This window comes from Amycolatopsis antarctica (assembly GCF_002262875.1).
In the GTDB taxonomy this organism is placed as follows: Bacteria; Actinomycetota; Actinomycetes; order Mycobacteriales; family Pseudonocardiaceae; genus Amycolatopsis; species Amycolatopsis antarctica.
The window spans coordinates 135212-151236 of the sequence record NZ_NKYE01000015.1; the positions used below are offsets into that span (position 1 = coordinate 135212).

The window sequence follows — 16025 nt, forward strand, 5'->3', positions numbered from 1 at the left end:
GCCGGCGCACCGTCACGGCGGCGGATCGGCGGACGGCTCGCTGACCGGTTCGGCGGCCGGTCGGCCGTCCAGCCGGCGCGCGAGCACGGATCCGATCGTGGCCAGGGCCCGAGGGCCGGTCATCTCGCGATGCGCGGCGTCGATCGGGTGCACCTCGACCCGCCCGCCGACGTGGGGCAGCCAGTCCGCGGAGTCGCGGGCGTCCGGACCGGTATGCGCGGCGGTGAACATCAGCAGGTCGCCGTCGAAGACTCCGGGTGTGAATCCGGCCAGCAGACGGGCGTTGTTCGAGAAGACGTCCACGACGGCCCCGCGTTCGTGCTCATCGAGATCGGCCAGGATCCCGTCGCCGAGTGCGTCGATCAGCTCCTGTCGCGAGGGTGTTGCCCCGTCCTCCGTTGGCAGACCCAGATCGTGCAGGAGGCCGCGCGCGATCTCCGCCTCGGCGGGCCGGTGCCCGGGCATCGGGGGATAGGCGTCCAGCAGGGCCAGCAGCGCGACCTCCTCGCCCTGCTCCCGCAGGGAAGTGGCGAGGGCGTGCGCGACGTCGCCACCGAAGGACCAGCCGAGCAGGTGGTAGGGCCCGGCGGGTTGGACCGAGCGGATGAGGGTGAGGTAGTCCGCGACCATCGCGGCCAGGTCCGGGGCGGGGGAGCCGTCCGGGGCGAGGCCCCTGGCCTGCAGGCCGTACACCGGCTGCCCGGGATCGAGCCACGGCAGCAGCCCGGCGTAGCACCAGCTCAGGCCGCGCCCGGGATGCACGCAGAACAGAGGCGGCCGGGTACCCGCCGCGCGCAGCGGCAGCAGCGGCGCGAGCGCGGTCCCGGACGGCGCGGCATCCAGGGTTCCCAGTGTCTCCGCCATCCCGGCCACGGTCGGAGTGTCGAACAGCGACCGGACCGGCAGCGTCACGCCGAGCACGGACCGGATCCGGCCGACCAGTCTGGCGGCCAGCAGTGAATGGCCGCCGTGGTCGAAGAATCCGTCGTCGACGCCGATGTCCGGGCGGCCGAGGGTGTCGGCGAACAGTCCTCGCAGTACCTCCTCGGCGGGTGACCGCGGTGCCCGGCCGCTACCGGAGGGTGCCTGGGGCGCGGGCAGCGCCCGGCGGTCGAGCTTGCCGTTGACGGTCACCGGTAGTGCACCGAGGGGAACGAAGGCGGCGGGCACCATGTGCTCCGGCAGCAGCGTGCGCAGGTGGGCGCGCAGCACGGCCGGCTCGCGGGCGGCGCCGTCCGCGACCACGTAGGCCACCAGGGCGGGGTCGCCGGGCCGCTCCTCGCGGACGAGGACGGCGGCGTGGGCAACGCCCGGGCAGCGGCTCAGAGCCGCCTCGATCTCACCGAGTTCGATCCGCTGGCCACGGAGCTTCACCTGGTCGTCGGTGCGGCCCAGGTACCGCAGGGAGCCGTCGGCGTTCCACTGGGCCAGATCGCCGGTGCGGTACATGCGTGCGCCCTCGGGGCCCGCCGGGTTCGCGACGAACCGGGTGGCGGTGAGCCCGCCCCGGCCGAGGTACCCGCGGGCCAGGGCGACCCCGGCGAGGTACAGCTCGCCGGGAACGCCGGGCGGCTGCGGGCGCAGCGCGGCGTCGAGCACGTAGGTGCCGACGTTGTGGATCGGCCGCCCGATCGGTACCTGACCCGCGTCGGCGTCGGCGTCGGCGGGGGTGCAGGTCCAGTGGGTGACGTCGACCGCGGCCTCGGTGGGGCCGTAGAGGTTGTACAGCGGTGTGTCCAGCAGTGTGAGGTACCGGTCGAGCAGGTCCGCGGGCAGCGCCTCCCCACTGCAGAACACGCGGCGCAGGCTGGTGCACGTCCCGGCCTCGCCGGAGTGCAGGAACTCCCGCAGCATCGACGGTACGAAGTGGACGGTGGTGATGCGCTCGGAGCGGATCAGCTCCGCCAGGTAGTGCGGGTCGCGATGACCGTCCGGACGGGCGAGAACCAGGGTCGCGCCGGTGGTCAGCGGCCAGAAGAACTCCCAGACCGAGACGTCGAACCCGGCCGGGGTCTTCTGCAGGATCCGGTCGCCCGCGTCCAGCGGGTACTCGTGCTGCATCCACATCAGCCGATTGACGATCGCCGTGTGGGTCACCACCACACCCTTCGGCTTACCGGTCGAGCCCGAGGTGTAGATCAGGTACGCCGGGCGGCCGGGCTCGCCCGCACCCGGGTCGGGGTCCACAGTGGACTGTGGGTGGGAGGGGCCGGGCCCTGCCGGTTCGGCCTCGTCCAGTACCAGCCGGGCGGTTCCGTCGTCCGGCAGGAGCGGGACGGTGTCGCTCGTGGTCAGCACGAGCGCGACGCCGGCGTCCTCGATCAGGTCGCGTATCCGCGCGGCGGGATACCCGGTGTCCACTGGCAGGTAGGCGGCTCCCGAGCGCAGGATCGCGTGCAGGGCGACGACGAGTTCGGTGCGCCGGGGGACGGCCACCGCGACGAATCGTTCCGGCCCGGCTCCACGTTCGCGCAGCAGCCGGGACAACCGCTCGACGCGGGCGTCCAGTTCGGCGTAGGTGAGCGAGCCGTCCTCGGAGACCAGGGCGGTGGCCTCCGGGGTACGCGCCGCCTGCCGCCGGAACAACTCGTCGAGCGTGCCGGACGCGTGCGGATGGCCGGTGCTGTTCCAGGAGGCGAGGCGCGCCCGTTCCGTCTCGTCGAGCAGGACCAGGTCGCCGATCGGCCGGTCGGGTTCGGCGACGGCGGCGGTGAGCAGCCGGACGAGCCGCGAAGCCAGCAGCCGCACCGTTTCCCGGTCGAAGAGGTCGGTGTCGAACTCGATCGATCCGGCGATCCCGTCCGGGTCCCCCTCGGCGGTGCGGGTCTCGGCGACGTCGAAGGTCAGGTCGAACTTCGCCGACCGGTTGCCGAGTGGCTGCACGGTGGAAGTGGTCCCGGCGAGTTCGACGGCGGGCCCGGCATCGCTCTGGAAGGTCAGCATCACCTGGAACAGGGGGTGCCGGGCCATCGAACGCGGCGGGTTGACCGCGTCGACGATCCGCTCGAACGGCACCTCGGCGTGTGCGTACGCGGCCAGATCCGCGGTGCGCACCCGGTCGAGCAGTTCGCCGAACCCCGGGTCGCCCGCGGTGTCGGTACGCAGCACGAGGGTGTTGACGAAGAACCCGACCAGATCGTCCAGTGCGTCCTCGTCCCGGCCGGCGACCGGCGTTCCGAGCGGGATGTCGGTGCCCGCCCCCATCCTGGTGAGCAACGCGGCGACCGCCGCCTGCAGCACCATGAACGTCGTCGCCCGGTGCCGTACCGCCAGTGCGGTGACGGCGCGGTGCAGGGGCGCGTCGAGCCGGAAGCCGGTGACGTCGCCGTGATGGCGCGCGGCCGACGGCCGGGGACGGGCACCGGGCAGCGCCAGTTCCTCCGGCAGCCCGGCCAGTGCGGCCGTCCAGTAGCCGAGCCGCCCGGTGGGTGCGTCCCGGGAGCCGCCGTCCAGCAGTTCCCGCTGCCAGACCGCGTAGTCGGCGTACTGCACCGGTAGTGCCGACCATCGCGGAGCCCGGCCGTCTGCCCGCGCCACGTAGGCGGTGGCCAGGTCCCGGCACAACGGGGTGATCGACCAGCCGTCCGCCGCGATGTGGTGCAGCACCAGCAGCAGAACACGTTCCTCCGGGCCGAGCCGGAACAGGTGGGCGCGGAAGGGGATCTCGGTGGCGAGGTCGAAGGGCCGTGCTCGGGCCGCCGCGAGCAGGTCGGGCAGGGTGGCCTCGGTGGCGTCGGCGGTACACGGACCCGGGTCCCCCGCGTCGAGCACGACCTGCCGGGGGATCCCACCGGACGCGGGAAACACCGTGCGCAGGCTCTCGTGCCGCTCGCACAGGTCGCCGAGCGCGGCACCCAGCGCGGCCTCGTCGAGCGCGCCGGTGAGCCGGGTGGCGAAGGTGACCGCATAGGGGGTGGCCGGGTCCGGTGAGCCCGGTGGCCGCCCCGCGGTGCCGGAGCGGTCCAGCGAATCGAGGAACCACAGTCGTTCCTGCGCGAAGGACAGTGGGATCGGGCCGGTCCGCTCTCTCGGCGCCAGTACCGGCCGGGCCGGATCCGCGGTCGTCAGCCTGCCGGCCAGTGCCGCGACCGTCGGATGCTCGAACAGCTCCCGGATCGGAAGCTGTAAGTCCATTGTGGACCGGACGCGCGCGGCGAGGCGGGCGGCGAGCAGGGAATGCCCGCCGAGGTCGAAGAACCCGTCGTCGACACCGGCCGTCGCGACCCCCAGCACCTCGGCGAAGAGCGCGCACAGGATCTGTTCCCTCGGCGTGCGCGGCGCCCGCCCGGTGGGCGATCGGCCGTCGGCCGGCGCGGGCAGCGCCCGCCGATCCAGTTTCCCGTTGCCGGTCAACGGAATCGCGTCCACGGTGAGCACAGCGGAGGGCACCAGGTACGCGGGCAGTTCCCGCCCCAGCCAGGCGAGCAGGCCGGTGCCGTCGCCGCCGGACGGGCCCGAGGGCACCACGTAGCCGACGAGCCGCTTCTCCCCTGGCACGTCCTCGCGGACCACGACCGCCGCGTGGGCCACCGCGGGGTGGCGTAGCAGGGTGGCCCTGATCTCACCCGGCTCGATGCGGAACCCGCGGATCTTCACCTGCTCGTCCGCGCGGCCCAGGAAATCCAGCGTGCCGCGCCGGTTCCACCGGACGGTGTCGCCGGTGCGGTACATCCGGGTCCCGGCGGGGCCGTGCGGATCGGGCACGAACCGCAGTGCGGTGGCCGCCGGTGCGCCCAGGTATCCCCGTGACAGACCGGTTCCCGCGACGTAGAGCTCGCCGGGCACCCCGGCGGGCACCGGCCGCAACGCCCGGTCGAGAACGGACACGCGGGTGCCGTCGAGTGGGCGGCCGATGGGCACCCCGCCGCCGGGTTCGGGCTCGGCCGCGCCCGCCGTGGCGAAGGTGGTGGTCTCGGTGGGCCCGTAGCCGTTCACGACCCGGACCCCGGGGCAGCTCGCCCGCACGGCGCGGACCGCGTCCGGCGGCACCACGTCACCCCCGGTCCAGACCTCCCGGACGCCGGTGAGGCAGCCCGGATCCTCCTCGGCGATCAGGGTGAACAGCCCGGCGGTGAGCCAGATCGCCGTCACGCCGAACCCGGTCACCAGCCGCCGCAGTTCGCGGGTGTCCACCTCGCCCTCGGGGGCGAGGACGATCTCGCCGCCGGAGAGCAGCGGCACCCACAGCTCGTAGGTCGAGGCGTCGAAGGCCTGTGCGGAGTGCAGCAGGACCCGGGTGTGGCCGCCGCCGGCGAACCGGTGGTCGGCGGCGAGCGCGGCCACGTTGGCGTGGGTGACACCGACCGCCTTCGGTACCCCGGTCGACCCCGAGGTGAACATGACGTAGGCGAGTTGGCCGGGGTCCTGCTCCGGGCCGGCGGGCCGGGCGGAGGTGGCCTCGGCGGGAGCGCTCCGGTCCAGTACCGCGCGTCCGGACGCGGACCAGGCGGCGGCGAACTCGTCGGTGCCGCCGGGGCCGGTGACCAGCAGTCGCACCCCGGCGTCCTCGGTGACCCGCCACAGCCGGGCGGCGGGCTGCCCGGGTGGCAGCGGCACGTAGGCGGCCCCGGCCTTCAGCACGGCCAGGATCGAGACCACCAGCTCGGCCGAACGGTGCTGAAGCAGGCCGACGGCGTCACCGGGGCCCGTGCCGGCGGCACGGACCGAGCGGGCGAGCCGGTTGGCCCGGGCGTCGAGTTCGGCGTAGCTGAGTGAGCCGCCGTCGAAGGTGAGCGCCGGAGCGTCCGGGGTTCGCGCGACCTGCGCCTCGAACAGGGTGGGTAGCGAACGGGGAGCGGGGGAGGGCCGGGCGGTGCCCCATTCGCCCAGTATCCGGGCGTGTTCGCCTGCGTCCACGATGTCCATAGTGGACAGTGGTTGACTGGGATCGTCGAGCAGGAAGCCGAGGAAGCGAACGAAGCGGGTGGCGAGTGCCTGGGCGGTGTCCCGGTCGAACATGTCGGCGCGGTGGTCCAGGACGCCGCGGATCCCGGCCGGGGAGCCCTCGGCGTAGCGTTCGGCGAGATCGAGCGCGAGGTCGAACTTCGCGGTGCCCCTTGCGATCGGCAGCGCCTCGGCCCGCGTTCCGGGCAGGAGCGGCATGTCCTGTACCGGTTCGCGTTCGTGCGTCAGCATCACCTGGAACAGCGGGTGGTGCGCACCGGACCTGGAGGGGTTGAGTTCCTCGACCAGCCGGTCGAACGGGACGTCCTGGTTGCCGAACGCGGCGAGGTCGGCCGCGCGCACCCGGGTGACCAGCTCGCTGAAGGAGGGATCGCCGGAGGTGTCGGTCCGGAGCACGAGTGTGTTGACGAAGAAGCCGATCAGGTCGTCCAGCGCGGTGTCCGGACGGCCCGCGACGACGGTGCCGAACGGGATGTCGGTGCCGCAACCCAGCCGGGTGAGCAGGGCGGCGAAAGCGGCCTGCAGCACCATGAACGGCGTCGCGCCGGTGTCGCGGGCGAGCGCGGTGAGCCGGGCGTGCGTGCCGCGGCCGATGTCGAACTCGACGCTGCCGCCCCGGTGGCCGGTGTCCGTACCCGGCCGATCGGCGGGCAGGGCGAGCCGCTCCGGCAGGCCGTCCAGTGCCGCGGTCCAGTAGGCGAGTTGCCTGCCCGCGGGACTGTCCGGGTCGCGGTCGTCGCCGAGCGTGTCCCGCTGCCACAAGGTGAAGTCGGCGTACTGCACCGGTAGCGGCACCCAGTCCGGGGCCCTGCCGGCGCGCCGCGCGGCGTAGGCGGCGGCGAGATCGCGTCCGAGTACCGCCGCCGACACCCCGTCGCCCGCGATGTGGTGCAGCACCACGGCGAGCGCGTGCCCGCCGTCGTCGAGCCGGTAGAGGTGGGCGCGCAGCGGGATGCCGCTCGCCAGGTCGAAGGGCATCGCCACATCGCGCTCGATCGCCGCCGCCAGGCCAGACTCGTCGAGCGTGGGACCGGTCGCCGTGTCCAGTACTGGCCCGGCCCGGTGCGCGGGCAGCACCTGCTGGACGGGCCCGTCCTCGTCCTCGGGGAACACCGTACGCAGGGTTTCGTGCCGCGCCAGCAGGTCGCCGAAAGCGGCGTCCAGTGCGGCGGTGTCCACCGGTCCGGAGAGCCGGACGGCGAACGAGATGTGGTAGGCGGAGCCCAGCTCGCCGAGCCGGTCCAGGAACCAGAGCCGCCGCTGTCCCGGCGAGAGCGGGACGTGGTCCGGCCGCGGTGTGGCGCGCAGGGCAGGGGCCGCCCCGTCCGCCTCGGCCAGCACCTCGGCCAACCGGGTGACGGTGGGCGCCTGGAACAGGTCGCCGACGGCCAGGTCCCGGCCGAACTCCGCGCGGACGCGGTTGATCAGCCGGATCGCCAGGATGCTGTTTCCGCCGAGTTCGAAGAAGTCCTCCTCGGCGCGGACGCCGGGCAGGTCCAGCACTTCGGCGAACAGGGCGGCCAGCTCGGACGGGTCGGCCTCCCCGCCGGGTTCGGCCGGAGCGGGTGCGGGCAGCGCGGTGGCGTCCACCGTGCCCGCGGCGGTACGCGCGATGGTGTCCACCGCGATGATCCGTTGCGGTACCAGGTGTCCCGGCACGATCGGCCGCAGGTGCTCTCGAAGGTCCACTTCGGACACTTCGGTGCCGGCGGTGACGTAGCCGGTGAGCCCGTGCCGTCCGCCACCGAGCGGGTGGACGAGTACGACCGCGTCCTCGACGGCGGGATGGGTGAGCAGGGCGGCGTCGATCCGGTCCAGGTCGATCCGCAGTCCCGCCGATTTCACCCGCCGGGAGAGCGGCCCGGCCACGGTGATCAGGCCGTCCGGACCGAGACGCGCCCGCAGGCCGCTGCGCCGGGCGGGCCCCTCGCCGGTGCACAGCTCCCCGGTGCCGCCCAGCAGGACCGGGCGCCCGGCCCGGTCCAGCACTCGGCGCGTACCACCGGTGACGGCGGCCCGGGCCCCGTCATCGAGGTCCACAGTGGACACCAGTGTGCCTGGTGTCGCGACCATCGTCCGCAGGGCGGTGCGGAACTGCGTCGCGAGTGTCTCGATCGTCGCGCGGTCGAACAGGTCCACGGCGAACTGGAACACCGCGCTCATGCCTGCCGTCCCGTCGGTCACGCCGACGATCAGGTCGGTGTCCAGGCGGGAGGACGCCGGTGCCACCGGCCGTGCCAGCGCCGTTCCCAGCCGCAGTTCCCGCATCGCCTCGGCGGCCGACCCGTCGAACTGGAACATCACCTGGAACAGCGGGCTCCGGCTCGGGTCGCGCACCGGGCCCAGGTCCTCGACGACCCGACCGAACGGCAGTTCCTGGTTGGCCAGCGCCTCCCGTACCACCTCGGCCACCCGGGAGGTCAGCTGGCCGAACGCGGGATCGTCACCCAGGTCCGTGCGCAGCACGACGGTGTTCAGGAACGGGCCGATCATCCGCTCTGTCTCCGGCCGGGTGCGCCCGGAGACCAGCGAGCCGACCGTGACCTCCCGGTCGCCGGTGCGGCGGTGCAGCACGGCGGTGAACGCGGCCAGTGTGGCCACGAACGGCGTGACCGACTCCCGGGCACAGTGTGCCCGCAGGTCCGCCGACAGGTCCGCGCCGAGTTCCACCGTCACCGCGTCACCGGCGAGACTCCGCACCCGTGGACGGGGACGGTCTGCGGGCAGCTCGTACTCGACCAGACCGGCCAGCCGCCTCCGCCAGTACGCCGCCTGCCGCTCCAGCGCGGGGCCGGCCAGCCGGTCACGTTCCCAGACCGCGAGGTCGCCGTACTGGGGCACGGCCGGAAGGTCCGCCGCGCCGCGCCCGGCGTTGCCCGCCACCCCGGCTGCGTAGAACCTGCCGAGTGCGTCCAGCAGTACCCGCTCGGACCAGGCGTCGAAGGCGATGTGGTGCAGGACCAGCACCAGCACGTGCCGCCGCGCCCCGGCGCGCAGGAGTGCCGCGCGCAACGGCGGCTCCTCGCGGAGATCGAACGGGCGCGTGCTCAGCGCGTGCACCTCCGCATCGATCCGCGCGGCCGGCGGCTCCAGCAGGAGCAGCGGCCCCGCCGGTGCCGGGCGCACGTGCTGGGTCAGCACGCCGTCCTCCTCGGCGAAGACGGTGCGCAGGATCTCGTGCCTTCGCACCACCTCGGCCACCGCGTCGCCGAGCGCGGCGACGTCCAGCGTCCCGGTCAGCTCGCACACCAGCGGGACGTTGTAGGCGTCGCCGCCGGGGTCGAGCTGCTGGGCGTACCAGAACCGTTGCTGCGCCGACGATGCCGGGAACACCGGCGTGCCGGTGTTCCGTGGCGCGGCCACCAGCGCCGGACCGGCGGCCCGCGCCGTCATCCGCCTGCCCAGCAGTTCCCGTTGCGCTGGCGTGAGCCCGGTCAGCCGGGCGAGCGGATCGTCCGCGGTGGCCCGGCCCCCGGCGGCACTGTCCACCGTCATCGCCCGACCTCCTCCGCCGGTTCGAGCAGCACCGCGGCGACCTCGTCGCCGTGCTGCTCGCGGACCACCGAGCCCAGCGCCGAGGAGAGTTCCGCGAGCGTTCGCGCGCCGAGGAACGGCTCGAACACGATGTCGAGGTTCAGCGCGGTGCACACGCGGAACGCGAGCTGGGTGGCGAGCAGCGAGTTCCCGCCGAGCGCGTAGAAGTTGTCGTCGACCCCGGCTCTCTCCACCCCCAGCAGCTCTTCCCAGGTCATCGCCAGCAGCTCCTCCAGCGGCACCCGTGGTGCCCGGAACCGGCGCGCCGCCTCCTCGCCGCGCATGCGCGGATCGGGCAGGGCCTTGCGGTCGACCTTGCCGTTCGGGTTGAGCGGGATCTCCTCGATCGCCACCAGCGCGGAGGGCACCAGGTAGCCGGGCAACCGCTCGGCCAGGTAGTCCATCAGTTCACCGGGATCGACCTCGGTCCTCGGCACGTAGTAGCCGACGAGGCGCCGGGTGGCCCGATCCCTGCCGACGACGGCCGCCACCGACCGGGCGACGGCGGGATGCGCGGCGAGCGCCATCTCCACCTCGCCCGGCTCGACCCGGTAGCCGTTGATCTTCACCTGGTCGTCGACCCGGCCGTGGAACTCCAGGTTGCCCTCCGGCAGCCAGCGGCCGAGGTCGCCGGTGCGGTACATGCGGGCCCCTGGCCCGTCGGCGAACGGATCCGGGACGAACCGGTCGGCGGTGAGCGCGGCTCGTCCGGCGTAGCCGCGGACGACGCAGGCGCCGCCGATGTACAGCTCGCCGGGAACACCGACCGGGGCCGGGTTCATCGCTGCGTCCAGCACGTACATCGTGGTGTTGGGGATCGCCCGGCCGATCGGCAGCAGATCGGAGTCCACCGGCCCGTCCGTGTGGTAGACGGTGTTGCCCACCGAGGCCTCGGTGGGGCCGTACTCGTTGAGCACCACGGTGTCCGGGTCGAGCGCGCGCCACGCGGCGAGGTTGCGGGCCGGGAACGCGTCGGCGCCGACCACCAGCGTCCCGGCGAGTTTCCTGGCCGACGCCCGGCCGAGAAGCTGCCCGAGCATGTCCAGGTGCCCGGGTGTCATCTTGATGAACGAGAAGGGCGCGAGTTCGGCCAGCCGCCTGCCCAGGCGCGCGGCGTCCAGCGACTCGGGCAGCACGCACACGCGCTGCCCGAGGATCAGCGGGGTGTACAGATTCGGCACGATCATGTCGAAGGCGAAGGAGGAGAACACCGGCGCGCCACCGTCGCCGCGGCTCGCGTACTCCTGCACGCACCAGCCGAGGTAGTTCACCACGCCGGAATGCGGCACCAGCACGCCCTTCGGCCTTCCGGTGGAACCGGAGGTGTAGATCACGTACGCCAGGTCCTCCGGCTCACTGGTCCGGCCGGGACTGGTCGACGGCCGCGGCTCAACCCCGGCCTCCGGGGCGTCCGCGGTGAGCACCGTCCACTCGCCACCGGGGACCCGGTCGGCCACCGCCGTGCGGGTCACCACCAGCGCGGCGCCCGCGTCCTCGAGCAGGAACCGCAAGCGCTCGTGCGGGTACTGCGGATCGAGCGGCAGGTACGCGGCACCGGACTTCAGCACACCGAGCAGCGTGACCACCATGTGCGCGTCCCGTTCCAGGCAGACGCCGACCACGGACTCCGGCCCGGCACCCAGCGCGCGCAGCCGGTGCGCGAGCCGATTGGCGCGGGCGTCGAGTTCGGCGTAGCTCAGCTCGATGTCCTCGTCCACCACGGCGATCGCGTCCGGTGTCCGCAACGCCTGGCGTTCGATCAGCTCGTGCACGCACAGGTCCACGGGATACTCGGCGGCGGGCATGTTCCAGTCGCGCAGGACCTTTCCCCGTTCCCCGGTGTCGAGCGGGGAGAAGGTGTCGTGGCGTTGTTCGGCCTCGGTCATCGCGGTGAGCACGGCGAGGTAGTACCCGCGGATCGCCTCGGCCTGCTCGTCGGTGAGCTTCGCGGTGTAGTAGTCCAGCCGCAGCAGGAGCTGCGAGGAGCGCGGATTGCGCAGGAAACCGGTGGACAGCGCGAAACTGGTCGGTTCGGCGCGGTACTCGGTGGTCGACTCGATCCGGTCGTCCAGGATCTCCACGCCGGAGCCGATCACGTCCTGCATGACGTGGAAATGGTTGTACAGGAACGTGTTGTCGAACAGTTCGACGCCGCCGAGATCCCACTGCATCCTGGCCAGCGGGTACCTCCGGTGCGGCAGCAGGTCCTCCTCCGCGTGGAAGACCCGGCGCACCAGGTCGAGCCACGTACCCCCGGCGATCTCCGCCCGGATCGGCGGCACGTTCAGGAACATGCCCCGCACGTCGGTGCTGTCCACGTCCTCCGGCCTGCCGTGCGCGGTCAGCCCGGTCACGACGTCGGTCTGGCCGGTCGACTGGCTCATCACCTTCATGTGCGCGGCCAGCAGCACGCTCTTGAACGGCACACCGGCCTTCGCGGCCAGCTCCAGCAGCGCGTCGCACACCTCCAGCGGGATCAGGGCCTCCAGCGAGCGGTGGCTGGCGGTGCGCGTCGAGGTGAAGCGCCACTGCCGCACCTCGCCCTCGGTCTCGCCGTGCACCGCCGAGTCGTAGTCGTCCGCACCGGCCGGTCCGGACGCCCGCGCCGGCCACAGGGGCAGCGGGACGGGCGCGTACCCGTCCAGGGTGTCCTGCCAGTACCGCTTCGACTCCGGCGAGGCGATGGCCGCGCGTTCGAGTTCGATGAAGTCGCGGAACTGGGAGGCCGGAGCCGGGGTGGGTGCGGTCGCGGGGTCGTCCAGCAGCGCCAGGTAGCGGCCCAGCACCTCCGCCTGGGTGGAGAACAGACTCCAGCCGTCGAAGATCGCGTGGTGCTCGGTGACCGTCCACTGGAAGGTGTGCTCGGTGCGCCGGTGCAGCAGGTAGCGCAGGAAGGGCGGCTCGGCCAGCTCGAACGGGCGGTGGCGCTCGGCGTGCAGCACGTCCAGCAGCTCCGCCTCCTGCTCTCGCTCGGAACGGCCGCGCAGGTCGTGCACCTCGATGGGCAGCGTGGCCGTCGGGTACACGAGCTGCATCGGCTCGCGATAGGTGCCCATGTCGAAGGCGGTGCGCAGAATGGGGTGCCGCTCCACCACGTCGGCCACGGCGCGGCCGAAGAGATCCGCGTCGAACCGCGCGCGCAGATGGAAGCTGTTCACGTTGTGGTACGGGAGGTTCTCGGCGTCGGCCACCATGTGGTAGACCATTCCCGCCTGCAGCACCGACATGGGGTAGGCGTCCACCAGCCCGGCCGGCAGCTTCTCCCGGTCGTCCTCCGCGATCAGCGCGAACGGTGTGCGCACCCGCTCGGTCCGCTCCACTTCCCGCACCGCGCCCGCCAGTTCCCGGATCGTCGGGGTGCGGAACAGGTCCTGCAGGGTGAACTCCAGCCCGCGCTCCTTCGCCAGCCCCAGCACCTGCAGGCTGCGGATGGAGTCGCCGCCGAGGTCGAAGAAGCTGTCGCACACGCCGACCCGGTCGACGTCGAGTACCTCCCCCCAGACCGCGGCCAGGCGCTCCTCCACCGATGTCGCCGGCGCCTGGTAGGCCTGCGCGAGTTCCGGCCGCACCGACTCGGGTTCGGGCAGCCTGCGCCGGTCGACCTTGCCGTTCACCGTCATCGGCAGTTCGTCGAGGAAGACGAAGACCGCGGGCACCATGTACTCCGGCAGCCTGCGCGCCAGGTACTCCCGCAGCACGCCGGTGGTGACCCCTGCTCCGGCGACGACGTACCCGGCCAGCCGCGCGGCGGAACCCGCGTTCGCCTGGGCGCGTACCGCCGCCGCGTGCACCTCGGGATGCCGCCCCAGCTCGGCCTCGACCTCGCCGAGCTCGATCCGGAATCCCCGGATCTTCACCTGTTCGTCGTTGCGCCCCAGATATTCGAGTTGCCCGTCGGCGCGGAAGCGGCCGAGGTCGCCGGTGCGGTAGAGCCGGGCGCCCGGCAGGCCGCCGAACGGGTCAGGGACGAACCGCTCCGCCGTCAGACCGGGCCTGCCTAGGTAACCCCGGGCCACTCCCGCGCCGCCGACGTGCAGTTCGCCCGGGATGCCCACCGGGACCGGGCTGCCCCAGCGGTCGATCACGTGCACGCGCAGATCCGGTATGGGCACGCCGATCGGGCTCGCCTCACCGTCCACATCGGACGCCGACAGCGGACGGTAGGTGACGTGCACGGTCGTCTCGGTGATCCCGTACATGTTGACCAGCCGGGGACCGGTCTCGCCGTGCCGGGCGAACCAGCGCCGCACGCTGCCCGCGTCCAGTGCCTCGCCGCCGAAGATCACCACCCGCAGGACGAGCCCTTCGCGCAGGTCCTCCCGCTCGGCGTCGGCCTCGACCAGGCCCCGGAACGCCGAGGGGGTCTGGTTCAGCACGGTGACCCCCTCGGCCGCGACCAGCTCGTGGAAGGCGTGCGGTGACCGGGCGACCGCCTGCGGAACCGTCACCAGCCGCCCGCCGTGACACAGTGCGCCCCACAGTTCCCACACCGAGAAGTCGAAGGCGTACGAATGGAACATCGTCCACACGTCCTGCTCACCGAAGGCGAACCAGTCCCGGGTGGCCGCGAGCAGCCGCACCACGTTGCGGTGCGGGATCGCGACCCCCTTGGGCAGGCCGCTGGAACCGGAGGTGTGGATGACGTAGGCGAGATCGTCCGGCGAACCGTGCCAGCGGGGGGCGGTGTCCGGCGCGGCGGTGAGATCGGCAGCGAGATCGTCCTGGCCGAGTACGGGCCAAGGGCCCTCCGGTAGCAGTCCCGCGGACGCCGGATCGGCGAGCACCATCGCCGCGCGTGCGTCCTCGAGCAGGAATCGCTTGCGTTCCAACGGATACTGCGGATCTATCGGCAGGTACGCGCCACCCGACTTCAGCACCGCAAGCAGCATCACCACGAGGCCGGCCGAGCGTTCCGCGCAGACCCCGACCACTGTTTCCGGGCCCGCACCGCGGGCCCGCAGGACGTGTGCGAGCCGGTTGGCCCGCCGGTCCAGTTCGGCGTAGGTGAGGGACTCGGCGCCGTCGGTGACGGCGACCGCGTGCGGGCTGGCGGCGGCGTGCCCGGCGACCAGTTCGTGCAGGCACTCCCGTACCGGATGATCGTCCCCGGCGGCGGGCAGCAGCCGCCGGTCCGCCTCGGTGAACAGGTCGACCTCGCCGACCCGCAGCGCCGGATCGGCCAGCACCTGGTCCAGGACCCGCAGATACCGCGCGATCAGCCGCTCCACGGTGTCCTCGTCGAAGAGGTCGGTGTTGTACTCGACCTCCACTCGCATGTCGCCTGCGTCGTCGAGGACGGACCAGGTGAGGTCGAACTTGGCCGTGCCGCGCTCCACCGGGATACCGGACAGGCCCGCCGCGCCGAGGCGGTGCTCTGCGGGCGCGTCCTGCATCCCGAACACGACCTGGGCGATCGGGCCGTGGTCGAGCACCCGGTCCAGGCCCAGCTCGGTGACCAGGCGCTCGAACGGGACCTCCGCGTTGCCCACCGCCTGCGCCACGATCTCGCGGACGCGGGCGAGGATCTCGGTGAAGGCGGGGTTGCCGGAGACGTCCGTGCGCAGGGCGACGGTGTTGACGAGCAGGCCGACCATGTTCTCCAGGTCCCGCCCGTCCCGGGTGGCCATCGGGGTGCCGACGACGACGTCCTCCTGCCCGCTGGTGCGGGCCAGCAGCACGGTGAACGCGGCCAGCATCGTGGCGAACGGTGTCGCCCCGGCCGCGGCGCTGTAGGCCCGCATCGTCACCGCGGTGGAGGCGGGGACGGCGAACGTGCGGGTACGGCCGGTGAAGGTCTGCATGGCGGGGCGGGGCCGGTCGGTGGGCAGGGCGAGCAGCGGGGGCGCCCCGGCGAGCTGGTTCCGCCAGTACCGCACCTGATCGTCGAGTTCGCCCGCTTCCCAGCGGCGGCGCTCCCGGGCGGCGAGGACGTGGTAACGGGGGGCCTGCCTGGCCGCGGCCGCACTGGGATCGGTGTAGGCGGTGGCGATCTCGGTGAGCAGCAGCTCCAGCGAGAGCCCGTCCACGGCGATGTGGTGCACGGTCAGGACGAGCAGGTGGCGCTCCGGCGCGACGGCGAGGAGCAGCGCGCGCAGCGGGAGTTCCGCGGACAGCGCGAACGGACGGCGCACCTCGCGCTCGGCCCGTTCGACGGCGGTGGTCGCCCGCGAGTCCGGGGCGACGCCGTCGAGCCCGTCCACCGTCAGCGCGCCGTCCGCGCCGTCCGGCCCGGACACGAGCACCTGTACGGGCGTGCCCTCGCGGACTTCGTAGTGGCTGTGCAGCACATCGTGCCGGGCGATCACGGCGGCCAGAGCCAGCCGCAGCTCATCGGTGTCCAGCGGGCCGTCCACCCAGTGCGCGGTGCCCACGTTGTAGGTGGGGGTGCCCGGTTGCCACTGCTCGAAGAACCACACCTGGCGCTGCGCGAAGGACAGCGGGACGACCTCGGGCACCGGCTCCGGCGCCACCTCCGTCGTGCCGCGAGCCGCGGAGGCGCCGTCCTCCTCGGCGAGTAGGAGCGCCAGGAGGTCGGCCTCGTCGGTGTCGGTGAACTGCTCGGTGTTGTCGCGCATGACCAACCGCGC

Annotated in this window: 2 protein-coding genes; both read right to left on the bottom strand. The window is 73.0% G+C overall.

Going from position 1 to position 16025, the window contains the following annotated elements; all coding sequences use genetic code 11:
- Window positions 1–12: 12 nt before the first annotated feature.
- Window positions 13–9399 carry a non-ribosomal peptide synthetase gene (locus CFN78_RS22070; RefSeq protein WP_094864763.1) on the bottom strand — a complete coding sequence of 3129 codons (9387 nt, stop codon included), beginning with the start codon at window positions 9397–9399 and terminating at the stop codon, window positions 13–15.
- Window positions 9396–16013, bottom strand: a complete 6618-nt coding sequence (locus CFN78_RS22075; RefSeq protein WP_165777664.1) for a non-ribosomal peptide synthetase — start codon at window positions 16011–16013, stop codon at window positions 9396–9398. Before CFN78_RS22075 ends, CFN78_RS22070 begins: the two co-directional genes overlap by 4 nt.
- Window positions 16014–16025 lie beyond the last annotated feature (12 nt).